22 protein-coding genes are annotated in these 21,719 nt (G+C 69.1%); 17 read left to right on the top strand and 5 right to left on the bottom strand.

The genetic code is table 11. The features are described 5' to 3' along the window. Positions 1-265: 265 nt before the first annotated feature. On the top strand, positions 266-1,786 hold the full coding sequence (locus FXF51_RS51200) for a trypsin-like serine peptidase (protein ID WP_148442121.1): 1,521 nt from the start codon (positions 266-268) through the stop codon (positions 1,784-1,786). Positions 1,787-1,963: 177 nt separating this feature from the next. After that, the gene (locus FXF51_RS51205) at positions 1,964-3,457 is read left to right on the top strand and encodes a trypsin-like serine peptidase (protein ID WP_148442122.1); all 1,494 of its coding nucleotides are present in this window, start codon (positions 1,964-1,966) and stop codon (positions 3,455-3,457) included. 45 nt (positions 3,458-3,502) lie between these two features. Here the strand turns inward: FXF51_RS51205 and FXF51_RS51210 are convergent, their stop codons facing one another. Together FXF51_RS51210 and FXF51_RS51215 are read right to left on the bottom strand one after the other, a co-directional pair. Further along, positions 3,503-4,861 carry a hypothetical protein gene (locus tag FXF51_RS51210; protein ID WP_148442123.1) on the bottom strand — a complete coding sequence of 453 codons (1,359 nt, stop codon included), beginning with the start codon at positions 4,859-4,861 and terminating at the stop codon, positions 3,503-3,505. Between the two features lie 268 nt (positions 4,862-5,129). Then, complete coding sequence (locus FXF51_RS51215) at positions 5,130-6,338, bottom strand: NADP-dependent malic enzyme (protein ID WP_148442124.1); 1,209 nt, start codon at positions 6,336-6,338, stop codon at positions 5,130-5,132. 262 nt (positions 6,339-6,600) lie between these two features. On the opposite strand from FXF51_RS51215, the gene FXF51_RS51220 reads away from it, so the two are divergent. The 4 genes from FXF51_RS51220 to FXF51_RS51235 all read left to right on the top strand — a co-directional run bounded on the left by FXF51_RS51220 (position 6,601) and on the right by FXF51_RS51235 (position 9,554). Then, positions 6,601-7,455: an ABC transporter substrate-binding protein gene (locus tag FXF51_RS51220; RefSeq protein ID WP_148442125.1), complete on the top strand. Its 855-nt coding sequence runs from the start codon at positions 6,601-6,603 to the stop codon at positions 7,453-7,455. 3 nt (positions 7,456-7,458) lie between these two features. Beyond that, complete coding sequence (locus tag FXF51_RS51225) at positions 7,459-8,286, top strand: amino acid ABC transporter permease (protein WP_148442126.1); 828 nt, start codon at positions 7,459-7,461, stop codon at positions 8,284-8,286. Then, positions 8,283-9,029 (top strand): amino acid ABC transporter ATP-binding protein, encoded by a 747-nt coding sequence (locus FXF51_RS51230; protein WP_148442127.1) that lies wholly within the window; start codon positions 8,283-8,285, stop codon positions 9,027-9,029. The genes FXF51_RS51225 and FXF51_RS51230 overlap by 4 nt, the downstream gene beginning before the upstream one ends. Before the next feature lie 99 nt (positions 9,030-9,128). Next, positions 9,129-9,554, top strand: a complete 426-nt coding sequence (locus tag FXF51_RS51235; protein ID WP_148442128.1) for a CGNR zinc finger domain-containing protein — start codon at positions 9,129-9,131, stop codon at positions 9,552-9,554. A 53-nt stretch (positions 9,555-9,607) separates the two neighbouring features. Here the strand turns inward: FXF51_RS51235 and FXF51_RS51240 are convergent, their stop codons facing one another. Continuing rightward, positions 9,608-9,973 carry a S24 family peptidase gene (locus FXF51_RS51240; protein WP_222871837.1) on the bottom strand — a complete coding sequence of 122 codons (366 nt, stop codon included), beginning with the start codon at positions 9,971-9,973 and terminating at the stop codon, positions 9,608-9,610. 17 nt (positions 9,974-9,990) lie between these two features. Here FXF51_RS51240 and sodN point away from each other — a divergent pair, with 17 nt between their 5' ends. The 3 genes from sodN to FXF51_RS51255 all read left to right on the top strand — a co-directional run bounded on the left by sodN (position 9,991) and on the right by FXF51_RS51255 (position 11,755). Further along, positions 9,991-10,392, top strand: a complete 402-nt coding sequence (sodN, locus tag FXF51_RS51245) for a superoxide dismutase, Ni (protein WP_148442130.1) — start codon at positions 9,991-9,993, stop codon at positions 10,390-10,392. A 128-nt stretch (positions 10,393-10,520) separates the two neighbouring features. Then, positions 10,521-10,958, top strand: a complete 438-nt coding sequence (locus FXF51_RS51250; protein WP_148442131.1) for an anti-sigma factor — start codon at positions 10,521-10,523, stop codon at positions 10,956-10,958. Between the two features lie 17 nt (positions 10,959-10,975). Beyond that, entirely contained in the window at positions 10,976-11,755 is a 780-nt protein-coding gene (locus FXF51_RS51255; RefSeq protein WP_171074665.1) for an RNA polymerase sigma factor SigF, read from the top strand. A 162-nt stretch (positions 11,756-11,917) separates the two neighbouring features. Here the strand turns inward: FXF51_RS51255 and FXF51_RS51260 are convergent, their stop codons facing one another. Beyond that, positions 11,918-12,325: a hypothetical protein gene (locus tag FXF51_RS51260; protein WP_148442132.1), complete on the bottom strand. Its 408-nt coding sequence runs from the start codon at positions 12,323-12,325 to the stop codon at positions 11,918-11,920. A gap of 88 nt (positions 12,326-12,413) precedes the next feature. Here FXF51_RS51260 and FXF51_RS51265 point away from each other — a divergent pair, with 88 nt between their 5' ends. Together FXF51_RS51265 and FXF51_RS51270 are read left to right on the top strand one after the other, a co-directional pair. Continuing rightward, positions 12,414-13,379 (top strand): diacylglycerol/lipid kinase family protein, encoded by a 966-nt coding sequence (locus FXF51_RS51265; protein ID WP_148442133.1) that lies wholly within the window; start codon positions 12,414-12,416, stop codon positions 13,377-13,379. A 272-nt stretch (positions 13,380-13,651) separates the two neighbouring features. Continuing rightward, positions 13,652-13,906, top strand: a complete 255-nt coding sequence (locus FXF51_RS51270) for a WhiB family transcriptional regulator (RefSeq protein WP_148442134.1) — start codon at positions 13,652-13,654, stop codon at positions 13,904-13,906. Positions 13,907-13,989: 83 nt separating this feature from the next. On the opposite strand, the gene FXF51_RS51275 is transcribed toward FXF51_RS51270, so the two are convergent. After that, complete coding sequence (locus tag FXF51_RS51275; RefSeq protein ID WP_148442135.1) at positions 13,990-15,459, bottom strand: PAS domain-containing sensor histidine kinase; 1,470 nt, start codon at positions 15,457-15,459, stop codon at positions 13,990-13,992. Positions 15,460-15,921: 462 nt separating this feature from the next. On the opposite strand from FXF51_RS51275, the gene FXF51_RS51280 reads away from it, so the two are divergent. From FXF51_RS51280 to FXF51_RS51305, 6 genes are all read left to right on the top strand, one after another. Continuing rightward, positions 15,922-16,641 carry a GntR family transcriptional regulator gene (locus FXF51_RS51280; RefSeq protein WP_148442136.1) on the top strand — a complete coding sequence of 240 codons (720 nt, stop codon included), beginning with the start codon at positions 15,922-15,924 and terminating at the stop codon, positions 16,639-16,641. After that, on the top strand, positions 16,638-17,354 hold the full coding sequence (gene bioD, locus FXF51_RS51285) for a dethiobiotin synthase (protein ID WP_148442137.1): 717 nt from the start codon (positions 16,638-16,640) through the stop codon (positions 17,352-17,354). The genes FXF51_RS51280 and bioD overlap by 4 nt, the downstream gene beginning before the upstream one ends. A gap of 94 nt (positions 17,355-17,448) precedes the next feature. Continuing rightward, the gene (locus FXF51_RS51290) at positions 17,449-18,609 is read left to right on the top strand and encodes a sensor histidine kinase (RefSeq protein WP_148442138.1); all 1,161 of its coding nucleotides are present in this window, start codon (positions 17,449-17,451) and stop codon (positions 18,607-18,609) included. Then, positions 18,600-19,256 (top strand): response regulator transcription factor, encoded by a 657-nt coding sequence (locus FXF51_RS51295; protein ID WP_148442139.1) that lies wholly within the window; start codon positions 18,600-18,602, stop codon positions 19,254-19,256. The genes FXF51_RS51290 and FXF51_RS51295 overlap by 10 nt, the downstream gene beginning before the upstream one ends. Further along, positions 19,253-20,029 (top strand): DUF4097 family beta strand repeat-containing protein, encoded by a 777-nt coding sequence (locus tag FXF51_RS51300; protein ID WP_148442140.1) that lies wholly within the window; start codon positions 19,253-19,255, stop codon positions 20,027-20,029. Before FXF51_RS51295 ends, FXF51_RS51300 begins: the two co-directional genes overlap by 4 nt. A gap of 40 nt (positions 20,030-20,069) precedes the next feature. Continuing rightward, a complete protein-coding gene (locus FXF51_RS51305) occupies positions 20,070-21,716 on the top strand; it encodes an acetolactate synthase (RefSeq protein WP_148442141.1) in 1,647 nt (548 codons plus the stop codon). Positions 21,717-21,719 lie beyond the last annotated feature (3 nt).

The raw sequence follows: 21,719 nt of genomic DNA on the forward strand, positions 1-21,719 counted from the left end.
GAGCCGAAGCAGGGGGACATCTCAACCCCGCCAGTCACACTGACAACTTCCTTATGTTGATCAGGGCAAACGGCATAGAGGCCAGCTTTACTCAGCTCCTGCGCATCAGCCACTTAAACATCACAGAACGATCACGACCGGCTTGTCCCATCTTTTCATCTCAAAGCGGCTACCCGAGTTCAAGATCGACACTGTATGTTCCTGGCTATCCCTTTACTGACGCATGGGACGCAAGAGGCGTTCCACGACAGCGCAAGGAGTTACCTTGAAGCGCATCCTCCTTCCCGCCGGTGGCGCCATTCTGGCCACCGGTCTGCTGGCCGCTGGTCTGGCCACCACCGCCCAGGCCGACGACACCATCTCCCAGGATGTCCTCGCCGCTGAGGCGAAGGCCATCGAGACCCTGGAGTTCTGGACCGCGTCCAACAACCAGGCTCTCAAGGGAGCTGTGGCCTTCAACCCCGACGCCCTCGAGGTCTCTCAGATCAAGAGCGGTGGCGGCTATAGCTCGGACACCAAGCCGGGCTCCACCGCCCCCATCGGCGAGGAGAAGAAGACCACCGTCAAGGTTCAGAACGTGAACCTGCCGAAGACCATCGGTAAGGTTTTCTTCGAGGGCCGCGACGGCAAGCTGTACTGGTGCTCCGGTACCTCGATCCAGTCGCAGTACCGCAACCTGGTCGCCACGGCCGGTCACTGCGTCTACGACATCGCCGGCAACGACGAGGTCGTCTCCCGCTGGGTCTTCGTGCCGGGTTACTACCAGGGCAAGGCTCCTTGGGGCGTCTACGTGGGTAAGCAGGCCTTCACCCACTACGACTTCGACGTGTACGAGGACTTCGACCGCGACTACGCGTTCGTCACCGTCTACGACGGCATCGGTGGGGCTCTCTACCAGCCCACCAAGGTCACGTACGAGGAGTACAAGGCCGCCACCGCCAAGGGCCAGAAGACCGACATCAAGGCGACCGAGGTCGGCAAGGACGAGTACGAGTCGGCCATCAAGGACCCGACCAAGCTCTCCTACTACGACATCAAGCCTGGCACGGCCAAGAAGGTCACCGGCCCGGACCACCCCGGTGCGGTCGTTGACAAGGTCGAGGTCACCAAGGCGAAGTACGAGGCCCAGAAGGCTGCCAACAAGATTGGCAAGGGCACGGACTTCATCTACGGCGACCCGATCACCGAGCAGGTCGACAAGGCCACGTACGACGCGTACAACGGCCTGGGCGTCAAGAGCAAGGACGCCGCTGGGAACTACCTCATCACGCACTACTACCTGCAGACGTGGTACGTCCCCGGCACGGACACCAAGTACTACCGCCTGGACTTCTACGTGGTCCAGCACGCGCTCAAGAGCGTTGGCCGCCTCGGCGACAACGTTGGCGGGCAGGGCTTCGCGTGGAACCAGCCTTCCGGCAAGTACGTCCGCACCTTCGGCTACCCCTACGGCCCGCACCTGGACGGCAACCGTCCGTTCACCGGTGTGACGCCGAAGTGGTGCTACGGCAAGACCTCCAAGAACGCCCTGCTCATCCCGAGCAAGAAGGTCGAGGAGCAGCAGTCGCTGAAGTGCACCGTGACCGCCGGCTACGACGGTGGCCCGTGGCTGTACAAGTACAGCAACGCCAAGCGTCTCGGCTACGTCAACGGTGTCACCAGCCTCATCGCTGACACCGACAAGAACAACCGCTACGACACGATCACCTCGGCGTACTTCGACGGCGAGACCGCTGCCATCTACAAGGCCGCTGCGGCCGTGTGGTCCGGCAAGCTCGTCAAGTAAGTACCTGACTGATCGTGGACGGCGACTTGTTCGGCGTTCAAGAGCAGTAACCAAAGGGCTCGGCATCCAGCCGGGCCCTTTGGCCTTTCTGCCAGAAATCTGGTTTTCGCCCTTACCAGTGTGACTAGTGAGTCGATAGGGTCTTTACACCCTTTTTGACAACTGTGGAGCCTCCCCTTGAAGCGCCTGCTCATCCCCCTCGCCGCCGTCGGCCTGAGCGCCGCCGTACTCGCCTCTCCCGCCGCCGCCGCCCCTGACTGGGCGCAGGACAACCTGCAGCCGAAGCCGGCCGACGCGTACGGTGCCGCATATTTCTGGCTCGACTCCAACGGAGCAGCCCTCCGCAAGGCCACCCAGTACAACATCGACGCCAAGGACGTGCCCAAGCTCGTCAGCTCGGGTGGTTCGAGCAAGTTCGACGGCAAGCCCGGCATGACCGGCCCGACCACCACCGCCAAGGCCACCGCCAGTAAGAACGTCAACCTGCCCAAGACCATCGGCAAGGTGTTCTTCCTGGACAAGGAAGGCAAGTACCGCTGGTGCACGGCCACGTCCATCCAGTCCAGGAACCGCAACCTGGTCGCCACCGCTGGCCACTGCGTCTTCGCCAACGGCAAGGATGACGTCTTCGACAAGTGGATCTTCGTTCCCGGCTACTACCAGGGCAAGGCCCCCTGGGGCGTCTACGTGGGCGCGTACGCGTTCACGACCTACGACCTCGACACCTACGACGACTACGACGGCGACTTCGCGTTCGTGGCCGTGCACAACGGCTTCGCGCTGGCCGGCCAGAAGGAAGTGTCGTTCAACCAGTTCAAGACGTGGGCCGGCGACAGGTGGGTCAAGCCGCGCCAGATCGACGCGGAAGAGTTCCGCAAGTGCCAGATCAACCTCGGTGACTGCTGGTCCGAGGGCGAGGACAAGCCCGCCGACCTGGTCGGCCCCGACCACCCTGAGGCGGTTCTGGAGAAGGTCGAGGTCGCCAAGGCGACCTACGACGAGGCCAAGACCGGCCGGGGCCAGGGCTTCAAGTTCGGCGACCCGATCGTGGAGCACGTGGATAAGGCCACGTGGCAGGCGTACACGGGCCTTGGAGCCAAGGGCACCGGCCCTGACACCTTCGGCAACTACACCATCACCCACTACTACACCCAGAAGTGGGTCAAGCCCGGCACCGCGCGCAAGTACTACGAGGCGCACTACTACGTCGGCATCGCCAAGGACATGGGCCGCCTCGGCGACGTGGTCGGCGGCCAGGGCTTCGCCTGGAACCAGCCCCTCGGCCAGCAGGTGACCGTCTTCGGCTACCCCAGCGCCCCCCACCCCGACGGCGACCGCCCCTTCACCGGCGTCACCCCCAAGTGGTGCTCCGGCAAGACCGGCACGAAGAGCGTCCAGGTCAACACCTTCAAGGTCGAGACCCACCAGACCCTCAAGTGCTCCATGACCTTCGGCGCCGACGGCGGCCCCTGGCTCATGAAGTACAACAACAGCAAGCGCACCGGCTACGTCAACGGCGTCACCAGCCTGTTCGCCGACAACGACGGCAACGACCGGGTCGACACGATCAGCTCGGCCATCTTCGACGGCGAGACCGCCGACGTCTACAACAAGGCGAACTACGCCGAGACGAAGAAGATCGTCGGCCCGAACGGCGAGCTGCTCAAGTAAGTCGACGATGGGCCCGGGCAGCAGTGCCTGGGCCCATCGCAGGGGTCACACGGCGGTCAGCTCGCGAGTACGCTCCCGCAACGCCGCCACCACCCGCTCATGCTTGTACGGCTCCAACCGCCGCCGAAGATCAGCCGCATAGGACCGGGACCGCACGGACTGAAGCTCAGCGGCCAGCGTCAACGCACTGGCCGCCGCCGAACAGGCTTCCTCCAGCTCCCCGCACTGCAACAGCCCGGCGGCCAGCAGTGAGAGGTTGAACATCCGCCCCCGCACGTACCGGGAGTCCATGTCGAGCGACCGCCGCGCCTGCCGGACGACCCGCTCTCCCTCCCCCAGGTCGCGGAAGCAGTGGGCGAACTTGGCGGACAGGTAGGCCTCGTCGAAGTAGCTGAGCCACTTGGGCTCTTCGGCGGGCTTGCGGGCGTCGAAGGCACACTCGGCCTCGTGCAGGGAGTGGCCGCAGGACCGGGCGTCGCCCAGGCCGGCGTGTGCGTGGGCCTCCAGGACGTGCGCGGAGGCGAGGAGGGTCTTGACCCCGGCCGTGCGGGCCGCCATCTGGGCGGCTCTGGCGAGGTCGAGGGCGTGGGCCGGCTGACCCATGTAGATGGCCTGGTGTGCCATGCCGGCCAGGATCTCGCCGCCCAGCGTCTGGTCGTCGGCGCCTCTGGCCAGGCGGAGTGCCTGGATGAGGTAGCGCTGGGCGAGGCCGTGCTGCTCCATGTCGTAGGCCATCCATCCGGCCAGGCGGGTCAGCTCCGCGGCCGCGGCGGCCAGTTGCCTGCCGGTGGATTCGCCGTACGAGCCGTCCTTGAGCAGGGGGGAGACGGCGGTGTCGAGGTACTTGACGACGGACGAGCGGACGCGCCCGCTGCCGAAGCGGTTGTCGAGCTCACCGAACGAGCGGGTGACCTCGTGGATGGCGGCGATGTCGGCGCGGCCCACCCGCCGCGCCCCGGTGCCGCTCGGGCGCCCCTCAGAGGGCGATGTCAGCCAGCGTACGGCTCCAACAGAGCCTGCTCCTATCGCGAACGTCGAGTCGATCAGGAACCTCCGTCTCTCTACATCGGCCCGCCACAGCGCCGTCACGGTCGCGACCCCCTCCTGCCAGGTGTGCGTGAACTCCTGTCCGAGATCGAGGGGTGTGGTGACGGCCGGCATGCCCAGGTCCTCTGACGAGACGGGTCTGCCGAGCCGGAGTGCGAAGATCTCGGCGAGCAGGCACGGCACCGGGTCGCGCGGCCGCTGGCCTCCGATCCAGCGCAGGACGGAGCTGTGGTCGTACTTCAGGCCCGGCGTGCCACGTGCGGCTCCCAGATCGTTGAGGCGCCTGGCCATCCCCTTGTGGGAAAAACCCGCCTCTGCGATGAGCTGCTGCAGCAGTCGATTCGGCTCGCGTTCCATCGCTCTCCTCGTCACAGGAGTCGGCGCCCACATCATTACAGAGAGCTACTGTTATAGCACCTTGCGTAAAGGGATTATGGCAGTTCCCAAAGGTCACCCAAACTCCATCCCACACCCCAGGCCCGTTCTGCGCGTGATCAGGCGGGCCCTGGCTCCTGGACGGGGATCTCAACTACCCACGAAGCGCCCCCATAACCCAAACCTGGCCCGGGGCAGCAAAAAAGGGGCGGGCGAGGGCCGGAAAGGCCGCTCGCCCGCCCTGTGACGCCTAGACGCGGGCCACGCCGTCAGCCCGCGCCTGGGCCGCCACAGCGGCCGTCACGGCGGGCGCGACGCGCTCGTCGAAGGGGCTCGGGATGATGTACGTGGCCGTGAGGTCGTCGCCGACCACGCCGGCCAGCGCGTTGGCCGCGGCCACCTTCATGTTCTCGGTGATCGCGGTTGCCCGCACGTCGAGGGCCCCCCGGAACACCCCGGGGAAGGCCAGCACGTTGTTGATCTGGTTGGGGAAGTCGCTGCGCCCGGTGGCCACGACCTTGACGTGCTTGGCGGCCACGTCGGGGTGCACCTCGGGCGTCGGGTTGGACAGGGCGAACACGATGCCGTCGGGCGACATGGACGCGATCGCCTGCTCCGACACCGTCGATCCGGACAGCCCGAGGAACAGGTCGGCGCCCTCCAGGGCCTCCTCCGTGGAGCCGGTGTGCTTGCTCCGGTTGGTGTCGCGGGCCAGCGCCTGCTTGACCGGGTTGAGTCCCTCCCTGCCCTCGTAGATCATGCCCTTGGAGTCGGAGACCGCGATGTCGCCGATGCCCGCTTCGAGGAGGATGCGGGTGACGGCGACGCCTGACGCGCCCGCGCCGGCCACCACGGCCCGCAGGTCGCCCAGCTCGCGGCCGGTCAGGCGGGCGGCGTTCTTCAGCGCCGCCAGCGCGACGATCGCGGTGCCGTGCTGGTCGTCGTGGAAGACGGGGATGTCGAGCAGGTCACGCAGCCGGCTCTCGATCTCGAAGCAGCGGGGGGCGCTGATGTCCTCGAGGTTGATGCCGCCGAACGAGGGCGCCAGGCGCACCACGGTCTCGACGAGCCCGTCGACGTCGGTGCAGTCGAGGCAGAGGGGCACGGCGTCGACGCCGGCGAACTCCTTGAACAGCAGCGCCTTGCCCTCCATCACGGGCATGGCGGCGGAGGGGCCGATGTCGCCGAGGCCGAGCACCGCGGTGCCGTCGGAGACGACGGCGACCACGTTGGAGACCCAGGTGTAGTCGTCGGCCAGCGCGGGCTGGTCGGCGATGGCGGTGCAGACCCGGGCGACGCCGGGCGTGTACGCGAGCGACAGGTCGTCGGCGTCGCGGACGGGAACGGTGGAGCGGATCTCGATCTTGCCTCCCCTGTGCAGGGCGAAGGCCGGATCGAGGTCGGGTGTTTCGACGGAAGCAGAAGCGGGCGTGGCAGCCACAGCGACCCCTGTAGTCATCGGTAGCGGAAGAAACCTTCGGCGGACGAGCGCGAGCGGGCTGGCTTCGGTAGCTGCCAGGATCCCCTCGCCATCGTCTGGTGAGGGGGTTCGGGGGTCACCCGTCTCCCCATAGTGCCACATGGTGAGATGGTGTTCGGTGTCAGTGATGACGCCGTTCTGTTGACGCATCGTTAAACGCCGGGTGACAGCCTGGGGTGAAACCCCATTTAAACTGCACAAAACGCAAGTTTCGTGGCATTTCACATCGAGGAGGCCGTACATGGCCCTCAGACCCCTGGGCCGCCGTGGGTACGCCGCCGGCGCGCTCGCTTTGACGGCTGCTCTCGCGCTGACCGCGTGCGGCAGTGACACGGGTTCCGGCTCCACCAGCGCCAGCGCCTCCGCGGGCGCCGGCGGCGGCGTCAAGGTGGTGCAGCCCGGCAAGCTCACGGTCTGCACCAACATTCCGTACGAGCCGTTCCAGTTCAAGGACGACAGCGGCAAGATCGTCGGGTTCGACGTGGACATCGTCGACCTCGCCGCGAAGAAGCTGGGCCTGACCCAGAACATCGTGGACATCGACTTCGCCGTCATCAAGAGTGGCGCCGCCATGGCCGCGGGCAAGTGCGACGTCGCCGCCGCGGGCATGACGATCACCGACGAGCGCAAGCAGAACATCGACTTCTCCGAGCCCTACTTCGACGCCACGCAGGCCCTGCTGGCCAAGAAGGGCACCGGCGCCACCTCGCTGGAGGACGTCAAGGCCAAGGGGCTCAAGCTCGGCGCGCAGGCCAGCACCACCGGCCTCGACTACGTCAAGAAGCAGGGCTTCGACCCCACCGAGTACGCCGACTCCGCCAAGGAGCTGCTGGCCCTCCAGGCCGGCCAGGCCGACGTGATCGTCCAGGACCTGCCCGTCGTCCTCACCTGGCTGAAGAAGCCCGACGTCGCGGCCAAGTTCGAGATGATCGGCAGCCTCGACACCGGCGAGCAGTACGGCATCGGCCTGAAGAAGGGCGCCGACCCGACGCTGCTGAAGACGATCAACGAGGAGATCGCCAAGGCCAAGCAGGACGGCACCTACGAGAAGATCTACGTGAAGTGGTTCGGCAAGAAGCCCGGCGAGCTGGGCTGATCCATGGCCGACCAGCCGAAGACGGCTGAGCCTGGGCGCTCAAGGCTCAGCCCTCGGAAGAAGCAGCGGATCAGCCGGGGCATCCAGTACGTCGTACTGGCCGCGGCGCTCGTCGCCGTCGTACTGTACGCCGACTGGCCCAGCCTCGCGCAGAACTTCGCCAAGATCGACGTGGCGAAGGAGGCGCTGCCCGAGCTCTTCACCATCGCGCTGCGCAACACGATCATCTACACGGTGGGCGGGTTCGTCTTCGCGTTCGTGCTGGGCCTGGTGCTGGCGCTCATGCGGATCTCGCAGGTTCGCCCGTACCGCTGGATCTCGATCATCTACATCGAGATCTTCCGCGGGCTGCCCGCACTGCTGATCTTCCTGCTGATCGTTTTCCTGCCGCTGGCGCTGCCGGGCTTCGAGGTGCCCGGCGGCACGTACGGGCAGGGCATACTCGGGCTCGGCCTGGTCGGCGCGGCCTACCAGGCGGAGATCTTCAGGGCCGGCCTCCAGGCCGTGCCCAAGGGGCAGACGGAGGCCGCCAGGTCGCTCGGCATGTCGGCCACCCGCGCTCAGATCACCGTGGTCATCCCGCAGGCCATCCGGATGGTCATCCCGCCGACCACGAACCAGTTCGTGGCGCTGCTCAAGGACTCGTCGCTGGTGCTGTTCCTCGGCGTGTCCGGCGAGTACGTCGAGCTGGCCAAGTTCGGCAACGACCTGGCCTCCCAGTACGCCAACGCCACGCCCATCATGGTCGCCGGCATCACGTACCTGATCGTGACCATCCCGCTGGGCTACCTCGCGTCCCGGCTTGAGGGGCGCAAGGGGAGGACCCGATGACGACCCACGCCATCGAGCTGCGTGACCTGCACAAGCACTTCGGCAAGAACGAGGTGCTCAAGGGCATCGACATGACGGTGGACCCGGGCCAGGTGGTCTGCGTCATCGGCCCGTCGGGCTCGGGCAAGTCCACCCTGCTGCGCTGCGTGAACCTGCTGGAGACGCCCACCAGGGGCAAGGTGTTCGTGGAGGGCGTCGAGGTCACCGACCCCGACGTGGACATCGACGCCGTACGCCGCCGTATCGGCATGGTCTTCCAGCAGTTCAACCTGTTCCCGCACATGACGGCGCTGGAGAACGTCATGATCGCCCAGCAGCGGGTGCTGAAGCGGAGCAAGCGGGAGGCGGAGGTCGTCGCCCGCGACAACCTCGACAAGGTCGGCGTGGGCGCCAAGTGCGACTCCCTGCCGGGCCAGCTCTCCGGCGGCCAGCAGCAGCGCGTCGCCATCGCCAGGGCGCTGGCCATGAACCCCAGCCTGATGCTCTTCGACGAGCCCACCTCGGCACTCGACCCCGAGCTGGTCGGTGACGTGCTCACCGTCATGCGCAAGCTGGCGGAGGAGGGCATGACCATGCTCGTGGTCACCCACGAGATGGGGTTCGCGCGGCAGGTGGCGGATCGGGTGGTGTTCATGGACGGTGGCGTGGTCGTCGAGGACGGCGCTCCCGCGCAGGTCATCGGCGACCCCCAGCAGGAGCGCACCCGCACGTTCCTGCACCGCGTCCTGCACCCCGAGGACTGACCGTCCGGGACGGCGCGGCTGGGCACGTCCAGAGACCACCTCCCAGCCGCGCCGCCTCTCACCGGAACGACACCCCTCCTTCTGCTGTAATAGACCAGCATGGACCTCACCTCTTACGCCGAGTGGGCGGTCCGGCTGGCCAACGACCCTGACCCGCCGCCCGAGCTGACCCGCCTGCGCGACGAGCTGGCCGCCGTGTTCGACGCCGCCGGCGACGAGCGTGCCGTGGCCGAGCGGCTGAACGCCCTCCTGGTGCGCTATCCCGTACGCCCCCAGCTCTCCGACCACGACGGCCGCCAGTGGCACCTCCACCTGGCCGAGGACCCCGCCGCGACCGCCGTCATGGGCCTGGCCGCGGTCGTCGCCGAGCTGGGCGTGGACCGCCTCGGACGCTGCCGTGAGCCGCGCTGCGGCCTGGCCTTCCTCGACACCTCCTCCAACCGCTCCCGCCGCTACTGCTCGCCCCGCTGCGCGAGCCGCGCCAACGTCGCCGCCTTCCGCGCCCGCCGCAGGAACGGCGCCTGAGCGCCGAGGACGGAGAACACCGAGGACGGAGAACACCGCCACCCAGAACGAGGCTAGCGGCGGCGCAGGAGCGGCCAGTAGCGCAGCACCACACGCCCCACGATGTCGTTCACGGGCCCGAAGTCCCAGCTGTCCCGCCGCCCGCTGGCCCGCTGGTTGTCGCTCTCCAGCCACCACCCGTCGGCCCCGTGCCACTGCGCCCGTTTGACGATGAGCCGAGCGGGATCGCCTGGCAGCCTCGCCACCACGAGGTCGCCGGGGTGCACGGCGGCGCCCCGGCGCACGAGAAGCCAGTCTCCTGGCACCAGCGCGGGCCGCATCGAATCCCCTTCGACACGCACTCTCATCGTCGTTGACCCCCTACTCCGCAGGCATTGGGACCCGAGTAAGGTCGTTGAAGGACCAAGCTGATTCAGCATCCAGGAAGGATTTTCTGATGCTCGCACGACTGCTACGACCCAAGCATGTCGCTTCCGCACACTGCGACCTGCCCTGTGGGGTCTACGACCCCGCTCAGGCCCGTATCGAGGCCGAGTCGGTCAAGGCGATCATGGAGAAGTACGCGGCGAACGAGGACCCGGTCTTCCGCGCCCGCGCCATCAAGATCAAGGAGGAGCGGGCCGAGCTGGTCAAGCACCACCTCTGGGTGCTGTGGACCGACTACTTCAAGCCGCCGCACCTCGAGCAGTACCCTCAGCTCCACCAGCTCTTCTGGGACGCCACGAAGCTCGCTGGCGCCGCGGGTGCCAAGGGCACCGTGGAGGTCGCCAAGGCGGAGGACCTGCTGGGCAAGATCGACGAAATCTCCAAGATCTTCTGGGAGACCAAGGCCGCCTAAAACGGCACATAGGGCTCTGTGCGGTTACCAACCGCACAGAGCCTTTTCCGTAGATGGCGAGTCTGATTCATCCAAGCACCTCTGAAGGGCGGTAAGTTGCAGTCAGCGTCGGATTCGCGAGGAGGAACGTGACCGAGGAAACCGAGACGCGCGCGGAGGGCGTGGCAGGCATCCGTGACGTGGTGAGCATCAGGCTCCCCGCGGCGAGTGCCTACTTGTCTGTGCTGCGTACGGCTACCGCCGGCCTGGCGGCGCGGCTTGACTTCACCCTGGACGAGATCGAGGACCTGCGGATCGCGGTCGACGAGGCCTGCGCCATGCTTCTCAACGAAGCTGTGCCGGGCACCGACCTCACCGCCGAGTTCGAGCTCACCGGGCAGGAGATGCAGGTCAGGGTCGAAGTGGCGACCGTCGGCAGCTCCGCGCCCAAGCGTGACGACTTCGCCTGGATGGTGCTGACCGCCCTGGCCGACGACGTCGACGCGGTGACCGACTCCCCCGATCGCATGGCGATCGTCCTGCGTAAGCGCCGAGGCGCGGCCCGGAGTACGGCAGGGCCGGCGTGACGGAAAGGACTGGAGCCATGGCCACCAGCGAACACGCCGTGCCCGACAGGGTGCGCGCCCGCATGCTCTTCGCCGAGCTGGCCGAGCTGGGCCCCGAGGAGCCGCGCCGCCAGCGCATCAGGGATGAGCTGGTCGAGCTTCACCTTCCCCTGGTCGAATACCTGGCTCGCCGCTTCCGCAACAGGGGCGAGTGGCTCGACGACCTCACCCAGGTCGCCACCATCGGGTTGATCAAATCCATCGACCGGTTCGACCTGAACCGGGGCGTGGAGTTCTCCACCTACGCCACGCCCACGATCGTGGGCGAGATCAAGCGGCACTTCCGCGACAAGGGCTGGGCGGTCCGCGTGCCGCGCAGGCTGCAGGAGCTGAAGCTGTCGCTGACCAAGGCGATAAGCGATCTGTCCCAGCGGGAGGGGCGCGCCCCGACCGTGGCGGAGCTGGCCTCCTACCTCAAGATGACCGAGGAGGAGGTGCTCGAAGGGCTCGAATCGGCGAACGCGTACTCCACCGTCTCGCTGGATGCGCCCGACTCGGGAGACGACGACGCCCCGGCGGTGTCCGACTCGCTCGGCATCGTGGACGAGTCGCTGGAGGGCGTCGAGTACCGCGAGTCGCTCAAGCCGCTGCTCGAACGGCTGCCGCCGCGCGAGAAGCGCATCCTGCTGCTGCGCTTCTTCGGCAACATGACGCAGTCGCAGATCGCCACCGAGCTGGGCATCTCGCAGATGCACGTCTCGCGTCTGCTCGCCCGCACGCTGGCGCAGCTGCGCGAGGGTCTGACCGCCGACGACTGAGGCCCCGGGCTTCCGCGCGTCGCCACCCCTCCCGGGCCGGCGCGCGAACACGGGCCAGCGCGAACACGGGCCAGCGCGAACACGGGCCAGCGCGAACACGGGCCAGCGCGAACACGGGCCAGCGCGAACACGGGCCTGACGCGTGGACGAACGAGGACGGGTTTAACGGCGTGGAGCGTCCGTCGCCTGGTCGTCGCCGTAGAGCGCCCGCGTGGTGGGCGGGGACAGCAGCGTCACGAGCCCCGCCAGGGCCACGACGATCAGCGGGATCCCGAGCTGCGGCAGCCCCGAGGTGATGAGCGTGCCGCCGATGGGCACGAGGAAGATCTGGGTCAGCACGGCCGGCGACCGCCCCCACCGCTCGGTCCTGAACAGCCCGCCGTACGCCACCCACAGCAGACCGGCCCCGATGAGCAGGCCGAAGACCGCTTCCGCGAGGGCGGTGGTGATGTCGTCAGGCGCCCCGGTGAGGGTCTCCACCGCGACGTAGACGCCGAGTCCGAGCGCGACCAGCCCTTCGAGGGCGACGACCCCGGCGGCGATCAGCAGGGTAAGCGGGCGACCGTTCACGTCCGTACCTTACCTCTCGGGCAGGACGGGGCGGAAAATAGGACGTTCGGCCGATAAGTCGGACAAGGCCACCGGCTACGCTGGCGTCATGCGCGCAATGCTGCTGGTCAACCCCAAGGCCACGACCACGAACGCCCGCACCCGGGACGTGCTCATCCGCGCACTCGGCGCGGCGGTCGACCTCTCCGTCGAGGAGACCCGCTACCGCGGTCACGCCGCCTCCCTGGCGGCCACCGCGCGGTCCAAGGGCTACGACGTGGTCGCGGTGCTCGGCGGCGATGGAACGATCAACGAGACCGTCAACGGCCTGCTGAACCCGGTCAACGGCGAGGACCCCGCGTACGGCGACGACCCGAGCGCCGGCCGCCCCGGCCTGATCGTCATCCCTGGCGGCAGCGCGAACGTCTTCGCCCGCGCGCTGGGCCTGCCGAACGACCCCACGGAGTCCACCGGCCAGGTGCTGGAGGCGCTCAGGGAGGACCGGCGCAGGACCGTGGGTTTGGGCCAGGCCCTTTGGGAGGGGCAGAGCCGCTACTTCACCTTCTGCTCGGGGATGGGCTACGACGCAGAGGTTGTACGGGCCGTGGAGGGCCTGCGGGGCACCGGGCGTAAGGCTACCCCTGCACGGTATGTGAACACGGCTCTGAGGCACTATCTGGCCACGGACAAGCGCCATCCCGCGATGACCGTGACCGGCCCCGGCATCCCGTCCGCCGGAGGGGTGTTCATGGCGATCGTCTCCAACACCTCACCATGGACGTACGTGGGCAGCAAGCCGGTCCGCCCCACCCCGTGGGCGAGCTTCGAGACGGGCCTCGATCTCCTCGGGATGCGGCGCATGGGGCCGATGACGCTGGCGAAAGTGATCAGGCACATCCTCACGGAGAGTGACATCCTTCCGTCCGGCCGGCACCTCGTCCAGATGCACGACGAGGCCGAGATCACGCTCACCGCCGACCGCCCCGTGGCCTTCCAGCTGGACGGCGACTACCTGGGAGAACGCGAAACCGTAACATTCCGGTCTACACCGAACGCGTTACAAGTTCTGGTCTAGCCGGTTACATTCGGTCATTGTGTGACGCATCCGACATCCATAACCACCAAAACTTCCCGCCAACCCCCTTGCGTGCACTCTGCGTGGCTGACAGGCTCATTCATGACGTCGGAACGTAGGACCTTTAAACACCCCAGGGTCCTCCGATGATCAGCGGGCGACCCCGGTCCTCACAGGATCCGGGTAATTGTTCGCGCGAGTTAGTGAAACTCTTCACAAAGTAGTAGCCGCACGGAGCCGACCAGAGGCTCCATCTACTAAGGAGTGGACGCATGGACTGGCGCCACCGAGCTGCCTGCCGTGACGTGGACCCCGAGCTGTTCTTCCCGATCGGCAACACCGGCCCGGCACTCATGCAGATCGAGGAGGCCAAGCAGGTCTGTCGTTCCTGCTCGGCCGTCGAGGCCTGTCTGAAGTGGGCGCTGGAGTCCGGCCAGGACGCCGGCGTCTGGGGCGGGCTGAGCGAGGACGAGCGCCGCGCGCTCAAGCGCCGCTCCGCCCGGGCCCGCGCCCGCGCCACCGCCTGACGATTCCCGCACGGAAGACGGCCCGCGACGCAGCAGCGGCGCCGTCGTTCAGCAAGCACTGACGACCTGGCTGAGCGGGACACCTAGCCGGCCGGGAGCGGGATCGACAGCACGACCTCCGTGCCGCCTTCCAGGCGCGGCTCGATGGTGAGCCGCCCGGACAACTCCCCCTCGACCAGCGTACGCACGATCTGCAGCCCCAGACTGGTGGAGCTGTCGAGGTCGAAGCCGCTGGGCAGGCCACGCCCGTCGTCCCAGACGGTCACGTTGAGCCGCTCGTGCGCCGACTCGACCACCACCTGCAGCCGCTTGGGCCGGCCGTGTTGCAGCGCGTTCTGCAACAGCTCGGTCAGCGCCATGGCCAGCGGTGTGGCGATGAGCGAGGGCAGCACCCCGAACGCCCCCGCGCGGCGCGGCGTGACGGCCACCTCCGGCGACGACACCTCGCCCGCCATCGCGATGACCCGATCGGCGATCTCGTCGAAGTCGACGAACTCCTCCGGCGCGTGCGACAGCGTCTCGTGCACGATCGCGATCGATCCGACCCTGCGCACCGCCTCCTCCAGCGCCTCCCGCCCCTCGGGCACCTGCAGCCGTCTGGCCTGGAGCCGCAGCAGTGCGGCCACGGTCTGCAGGTTGTTCTTGACCCGGTGGTGGATCTCGCGGATCGTGGCGTCCTTCGTCATCAGCTCGCGCTCGCGCCGCCGCAGCTCCGTGACGTCCCTGATGAGCACCAGCGCGCCGATGCGGCCGCCGCCGACGATCAGCGGGATGGCCCTGAGCTGCACGATCGTGCCGCCCGACTCGACCTCGGTCTCCTTCGCCGCGCGCCCGCTGGCCACGATCATCAGGTCTTCGTTGATCGGCTCGTCCGAGTAGCACAGCGTCGCGGTGACCCGGCCCAGCTCGGCGCCGACCAGGTCGGCGTGCAGGCCGAGCCGGCGGTAGGCGGACAGCGCGTTCGGGGACGCGTACGTCACGCGCCCGGCCCTGTCGAGCCGCAGCAGGCCGTCGCCGACGCGCGGCGAGCGCACCAGGATCGGCTCCTCGCCGGAGAACGGGAAGCGCCCCTCCGCCACCATCTGCGCCAGGTCGGAGGCGCTCTGCAGGTAGGTCAGCTCCAGGCGGGACGGCGTGCGCGCCGAGGACAGGTTCGTGGAGCGCTGGATGACCGCCAGGAAGCGGCCCTCGCCGCCCTCGACCGCCCGGCGCACGGGGATGGTCTCCTCGCGCACGGGCACGCCGGTGGACCAGTCGGGGTCGCCCTCGCGGCAGATGCGGCGCTCGTTCCAGGCCGTGTCGATGAGGTTGCGCTCGCCCTTGGCCGCCACGGTGCCGACGATGTCGTCGTGGTAGACGGTGGGGCCGGTCGTCGGGCGCATCTGGGCGATCGCGATCCAGCCGCTCTCCCCCAGCAGCGGCGCCCACAGGATGAGGTCGGCGAACGACAGGTCGGCCAGCAGCTGCCAGTCGGAGACGAGCGAGTGCAGCCAGTCGAGGTCCGCCTCGTCGAGCGCTGTGTGGCGGGCTACGAGGTCGCTGAGAGTCGGCACGAGTGCATCATGCGTGCTTTCCCCCGCAACAACCAAACCGACTCCCGGTGGGAGCGAGCAGGGTTGAGCAGATAGCGGACGAGCAGGCAGAGTTCCCGCCAGCGGGGGCATAACACCATACGGTGGAGGGTCAATCTCATATTGTGAGAACCGTCACATGGCCGAAACAGCCGGATCCCAGGATGGGGCGGTGCACGTCGAGCCGGAGGTGATCCACACGGGCAGGTGGTTCTCCCGCGACACGGCGCGTGAACCGGCCTCGGTTACGATCGCGCGCGCCGCTGTGGATATCCTTCACAATCAACCTGAGCTGCCCGGATCCGCGTGTGCTCACACCCGTACGCGCCCGGAGCCCGTGGGCCGCTCCTGCCCGTGGTTGACCGCTCGGGCCGAAGTGAGTTCCGATGATCTCGCGGTGATCAGACACGCCCTCACCGCCGTGGCAGAAGTGAAGGTGAGAGCGTGACAGACGACAGCCCCCGCGTTCCGAAGTACTACGACGTCAAACGGGCCCTGCTCGAGCTCACCAAGACGCTCCCCCCGGGCACGGCCCTGCCTCCTGAACGCACGCTGGCCGTGCGGTTCGAGACCTCCCGCACCACCGTCAGGCAGGCGCTGACCGAACTGGTCGTCGAGGGACGGCTGCTGCGCATCCAGGGCAAGGGCACGTTCGTGGCGCAGCCCAAGGTCGCCCAGGTGCTGCAGCTCACCTCCTACATCGGGGATCTGCGCACGGCGGGCCTGGAGCCGGACACCAAGATACTGGAGATCGGCTACATCACCGCGGACGAGGCGCTCGCGCGGCGCCTGGCCATCAACCCGGGCGGCCGCGTGCTGCGCATCCACCGCCTCAGGCTCGCCAACGGCGAGCCGGTCTCGATAGACACCACCCACCTGTCCGCGCGCCGCTTCCCCCGCCTGCGGCGCGAGCTGGAGGTGCACGCGTCCCTGTACGAGACGCTGCACAACGCCTACAACGTCCGGCTGACCGACGCCGAAGAGATCATCGAGACCGTCCTGGCCACCCCCTACGACGCCAAGGCACTCGGCGTGGACGTCGGCCTGCCGATGCTCCTGCTCACCCGGCACGCCTTCGACGCCGACGGCAACCCCGTCGAGTGGGCGCAGTCGCTCTACCGGGGCGACCGGTACAAGTTCGTCACCCGCCTGCGCCGCCCATGAGCGTCCTCGTCGTCACGGGCACAGGCACCGGCGTGGGCAAGACGGTCGTGACGGCGGCGGTGAGCGCGCTGGCGCTGGGCCGCGGGTCCGCGGCGGCGGTGGTCAAGCCCGCGCAGACCGGCCTGGCCGACGGCGAGCCGGGCGACGTGGACGAGGTCATCCGGCTGTCGGGCGTCACCACCACGTTCGAGCTGGCCCGCTTCCCCGGCCCGCTGCCGCCCGCCGCGGCGGCCAGGGCGGCGGGAGCGCCGCCCGTGTCGCTGTCCACGGCCGCCGGGCTGGTGCGGGAGCTGGCCGAGAGCAACAGGCTCGTCGTCGTGGACGGCACCGGCGGGCTGCTCGACCGCTACGACGAGGAGGGCGGCACCCTCGCCGACCTCGCCCGCGCCCTGCGCGCCCAGGTCCTCGTGGTGGTGCGGCCCGGCCGCGACACCGTCAACCACACCGCGCTCACCCTTGAGTCGCTCGCCCACCACGGCCTCGACCTGGCCGGGATCGTCATCGGACGCTGGCCGGCCGCGCCGGGGCCCGCCGAGCGCCGCGGCGTACCGGATCTGGAGATGCTGGCGGCCAGGCCGCTGGCTGGAGTGCTGCCCGAGGGGATGGGCGGCCTGCGCGGGCGCCGGGAGTTCGCCGAGGCGGCGCGCGCGGGGCTGGGCGTCACGCTGGGCGGCGCGTTCGACCCCGCCGCGTTCAAACAAGGCTGGGGCTGACCCCGGCCGTCAGGCAAGGGTGGGGCTAACCCCACCACGCACCGGCACACCAGACCCATTTCGCGTCCTCGCCACCGGTCAATACCGTTGGGGCATGAAAGTCCCCCGTCCCTGGTCGGCGCGGGCCTGGCTGGACACGGCCCACGTGATGATCGGGTTCCCGGTCGCCGTGCTGCTCGGCGGGCTCACGCTGCTGCTGGCCGTGGTGCCGCCGCTGCTGTGGCGGGCCCTGCCGTGGTTCACCAGGGTGCAGCGCTCGCGGTTGCTCGCCTTCCAGGGCGTGCGCATCCCGCCCGTGCCCTCCCCCGCCGGCTGGCGCGACGCGATGACGTGGCGGCAGATCGGCTACCACCTGCTGTCGCCGGTGGTGGGGGTGGCCGGCGCCGCGCTGGTGGCGCTCGCGTGGGGCGGGGCGGTGGTGGGGCTGATGTCGTTCCTGCCGCCGAGGGTCCAGGACCCGCCGCTGGAGTTCATGTTCGACCTGCGGGACGACCGGGTCGTGGTGGTCTTCACGGTGGTGGGGGTGGGCCTGCTGCTGCTCGCGCCCCTGCTGGCTCGCGGCATGGCCTCGTTCGACCTGTCGGTGGCCCGTACGCTGCTCGGGCCCAGCCGTACGGAGCTGGGCCAGCGCATCGAGACGCTGACGGAGAGCCGCGCCGGCGTGATCGACGCGGCCGACGCCGAGCGCCGCAGGATCGAGCGCGACCTGCACGACGGCGCCCAGCAGCGGCTCGTCTCCCTGGCCATGAACCTGGGCCTGGCCAGGGCCACGCTGACCGACCTGCCGGAGCCGGCCCGCGAGGCCATCGAGCAGGCCCACGAGGAGGCCAAGCAGGCGCTCAAGGAGCTGCGCGACTTCGTTCGCGGCCTGCATCCGGCCGTGCTCAACGACCAGGGCCTGGACGCGGCGCTGTCGGGCGTGGCGGCCCGCGCGCCCTTCCCCGTCAAGCTGCGCGTCGACATCGAGCGGCGCACCACGCCGACCATCGAGGCGGTGGCGTTCTTCACCGTGTCGGAGGCGCTGACCAACATCGCCAAGCACGCGGCGGCCACCAGGGCCGAGGTGAGCGTGCGGCGCGAGCGTGACCGCCTGCACGTGCTCGTCCACGACGACGGGTGCGGCGGTGCCAGGATGGACGGCGGAACAGGGCTGCGCGGCCTGGCCCAGCGCATCGACTCCGTGGACGGGACGCTACGGCTGTCCAGCCCGCTGGGCGGACCGACGACGATCGAGGTGGAGCTGCCGTGCGAGTAGTGCTCGCAGAGGATTCCGTGCTGCTGAGGGAGGGCCTGATCCGGCTCCTGGCCGCCGCGGGCATGGAGGTGGTGGCGGCCGTGGACGAGGCGGAGGGCCTGCTGCGGGCCGCCGAGGAGCACAAACCGGAACTGGTCGTCACCGACGTCAGGATGCCGCCCACGCACACCGACGAGGGGCTGCGGGCCGCGCTCGTGCTGCGCCGCCAGCAGCCGGGCCTGGCCGTGCTGGTGCTGTCGCAGTACGTCGAGGAGCGCTACGCCGCCCAGCTCCTCGCCTCCGCCTCGGCCGGCGGTGTCGGCTACCTGCTCAAGGACCGGGTGGCGGACGTGACCGAGTTCATCGACGCGCTGCGCAGGGTGGCCTCCGGCGGCACCGCCCTCGACCCGGAGGTCGTCGCCCAGCTCCTGCTGCGCGGCAACAGCGACCCCCTGGAACGGCTCACACCGCGCGAGCACGAGGTGCTCAGGCTGATGGCCGAGGGCCGCTCCAACGCGGGCATCGGGCAGTCCCTGGTGCTCAGCGAGGGCGCCGTGGGCAAGCACATCGGCAACATCTTCACCAAGCTCGACCTGCCGCCCGCCGAGGGCGACCACCGGCGGGTGCTCGCCGTCCTGCAGTTCCTCAAGATCCGGAGCTCGCCATGAGGGCCCTCTGGCTGACCGCCGGCGCCGTGGCCACCGTGGTCGCGCTCACCATCGCCACGGTGGGCCTCTGGTACGGCTTCGCCAGGGCCAGGACCCCCACGGACGTCACCATGAGATCCATCCCCTTCGACGGCGCTCAGGTGCGTATCCAGGCGGGCAAGGGCCAGGTGAGCCTGACCGTCCTGCCGGGCCAGGCCGGTGAGCTGCTCATCCAGCGGGCGCTGCGCTGGTCGCGCGACCGCCCCACGATCACCGAGGACTGGGACGCCGCCTCGGCCACGCTGCGGCTCGACGCGGTGTGTCCCGGCTCCGACCAGCCCAGGGGCCCGCTCTGCAAGGCCGACTACATCGTGACCGTGCCGCCCGAGACCGTGCTCGAAGCCCGCACCTCAGGCGGCGAGCTCTCGGCGGGCGAGCTGTTCGGCGACCTGCGCCTGACCACCGTGTCCGGCAACGTCCGCGTCAGCGCCCTGTCCGGCGACCTGTGGGTGCGGACCGGCACGGGCCAGGTGGACGGCGATCGCCTGCGCAGCGACCGTGCCGACGTGGAGGTCGGCTCGGGCGACGTGCGGCTGGACTTCCAGAGCGCGCCGTCCGACGTCAAGGCGGTCGTGCGCACCTCGGGCGACGTCAACCTGTCGGTGCCGCCGAGCCTGTACGACGTCACCGCCGACGGCGCCAACACCACCATCGGCGTCAGGAGGGCGGGAAACGCGTCAAGAAAGATCACCGCAAAGGCCCCCGACGGCGTCGTCACCGTGTGTTGCCGATGAAGGACTGTTTACCTCTGTGACTGGTTGGTAAGTTCCCGGCATGGAGTCTGCGAAGCACGCCGGTGACGCCGCCGTCGCCGTGTCCAAGGCCTATGGTGTCGAGACCATGTTCACCCTGTCGGGAGGGCACGTCTTCCCGCTCTACGACGGCGCGGTGCACGAGGGCATGCGCATCCTCGACGTACGCCACGAGCAGAGCGCGGTCTTCGCCGCCGAGGCGACCGCCAGGCTGACCAGGAAACCGGGCCTGGCCGTGCTGACCGCCGGCCCCGGCATCACCAACGGCGTCAGCGGCGTCGCGACCGCCCACTTCAACGGCTCCCCCGTGGTCGTGCTGGGCGGCCGGGCCCCGCAGTCCCGCTGGGGCAGCGGCGCCCTCCAGGAGATGGACCACCCGCCGCTGCTCGACCCGATCACCAAGCTCGCGTTCACCGCGTCCGGCGCCGACTCCGTCGGCCAGGACGTCGAGGTCGCCTTCCGCACGGCGGTCGCGCCCCACCGCGGCCCTGTGTTCCTCGACTTCTACATGGACCACCTGTTCGCCCCCTCACCGCTGCACGAGGTGAGCACGCAGTCGCCGTCGCCGCTGGAGCCCGACGCCGACGACCTGGCGGGCATCGCGCGGCTGCTGGCCGAGGCGGAGCGGCCGGTCCTGGTGTACGGCTCCGACGTGTGGATGGACCGCGCCGAGGAGGCCGCCCGCGACTTCGCCGAGACGTGGCGGCTGCCGGTCATCCCCAACGGCCAGGGCCGCGGCATCCTGCCCTCCGGCCACGAGCTGCTCGCCACCCGGGCCCGCGGCCTCGCCTTCGCCCAGGCCGACCTGGTGATCGTGGTGGGCACGCCGCTCGACTTCCGCCTCGGCTACGGCTGGTTCGGCGGCAAGGACGGCGCGCCGCTGGCCAAGGTCGTGCACATCGCCGACGCGCCCTCGCAGCTCGCCACCCACATGCAGCCGGCCGCGTCCGCCGCGGGCGACCTGTCCGTGGTGTTCTGGAGCCTCGGCACGGCCTGCGGCGACGCCGGGGTCAAGCCCGACGCGTACGCGTCGTGGGTGTCGAAGCTGTCGGAGGCCGCCGCGGCGGCCATCGCGGGGGACGCCGAGCTGCTGTCCTCGGAGTCCGACCCGATCCACCCCATGCGCGTCTACGGCGAGCTGAACAGGGTCCTCGACGACGACGCCGTGGTGATCGGCGACGGCGGCGACTTCGTCTCCTACGCCGGCAAGTACGTCGAGCCGAAGCAGCCGGGCAACTGGCTCGACCCGGGCCCGTACGGCTGCCTGGGCACCGGCCTGGGCTACTCCATCGCCGCCCGCCTGGCCAGGCCGTCCTCGCAGGTGGTGCTGCTGCTCGGCGACGGCGCCGCGGGCTTCTCGCTGATGGACGTGGACACCCTCGTCCGCCACAACCTGCCGGTCGTGATGGTCTGCGGCAACAACGGCATGTGGGGCCTGGAGAAGCACCCCATGCAGATGCTGTACGGCTACGACGTGGCGGCGGAGCTGCAGCCGCAGTGCCGCTACGACCAGGTCGTGACCGCGCTCGGCGGGGGCGGCGAGCTGGTGACCAAGCCGTCGGAGATCGGGCCCGCGCTGCGCAGGGCGTTCGACTCGGGCGTGCCGTACCTGGTCAACATCGCCACCGACCCGCAGATCGCCTACCCCCGCAACACGACAGGGGTGTGAGCG

It is taken from the genome of Nonomuraea sp. PA05, assembly GCF_008086045.1.
Taxonomy (GTDB): domain Bacteria; phylum Actinomycetota; class Actinomycetes; order Streptosporangiales; family Streptosporangiaceae; genus Nonomuraea; species Nonomuraea monospora.

What these genes read in the sequence shown, in the direction of transcription:
- FXF51_RS51210 (WP_148442123.1), bottom strand. Translation starts at nt 4,861, where the DNA reads ATGGAACGCGAGCCGAATCGACTGCTGCAGCAGCTCATCGCAGAGGCG.
- FXF51_RS51215 (WP_148442124.1), bottom strand. Translation starts at nt 6,338, where the DNA reads ATGACTACAGGGGTCGCTGTGGCTGCCACGCCCGCTTCTGCTTCCGTC.
- FXF51_RS51220 (WP_148442125.1), top strand. Translation starts at nt 6,601, where the DNA reads ATGGCCCTCAGACCCCTGGGCCGCCGTGGGTACGCCGCCGGCGCGCTC.
- FXF51_RS51225 (WP_148442126.1), top strand. Translation starts at nt 7,459, where the DNA reads ATGGCCGACCAGCCGAAGACGGCTGAGCCTGGGCGCTCAAGGCTCAGC.
- FXF51_RS51230 (WP_148442127.1), top strand. Translation starts at nt 8,283, where the DNA reads ATGACGACCCACGCCATCGAGCTGCGTGACCTGCACAAGCACTTCGGC.
- FXF51_RS51235 (WP_148442128.1), top strand. Translation starts at nt 9,129, where the DNA reads ATGGACCTCACCTCTTACGCCGAGTGGGCGGTCCGGCTGGCCAACGAC.
- FXF51_RS51240 (WP_222871837.1), bottom strand. Translation starts at nt 9,973, where the DNA reads ATGCTGAATCAGCTTGGTCCTTCAACGACCTTACTCGGGTCCCAATGC.
- sodN (WP_148442130.1), top strand. Translation starts at nt 9,991, where the DNA reads ATGCTCGCACGACTGCTACGACCCAAGCATGTCGCTTCCGCACACTGC.
- FXF51_RS51255 (WP_171074665.1), top strand. Translation starts at nt 10,976, where the DNA reads ATGGCCACCAGCGAACACGCCGTGCCCGACAGGGTGCGCGCCCGCATG.
- FXF51_RS51265 (WP_148442133.1), top strand. Translation starts at nt 12,414, where the DNA reads ATGCGCGCAATGCTGCTGGTCAACCCCAAGGCCACGACCACGAACGCC.
- FXF51_RS51270 (WP_148442134.1), top strand. Translation starts at nt 13,652, where the DNA reads ATGGACTGGCGCCACCGAGCTGCCTGCCGTGACGTGGACCCCGAGCTG.
- bioD (WP_148442137.1), top strand. Translation starts at nt 16,638, where the DNA reads ATGAGCGTCCTCGTCGTCACGGGCACAGGCACCGGCGTGGGCAAGACG.
- FXF51_RS51290 (WP_148442138.1), top strand. Translation starts at nt 17,449, where the DNA reads ATGAAAGTCCCCCGTCCCTGGTCGGCGCGGGCCTGGCTGGACACGGCC.
- FXF51_RS51300 (WP_148442140.1), top strand. Translation starts at nt 19,253, where the DNA reads ATGAGGGCCCTCTGGCTGACCGCCGGCGCCGTGGCCACCGTGGTCGCG.
- FXF51_RS51305 (WP_148442141.1), top strand. Translation starts at nt 20,070, where the DNA reads ATGGAGTCTGCGAAGCACGCCGGTGACGCCGCCGTCGCCGTGTCCAAG.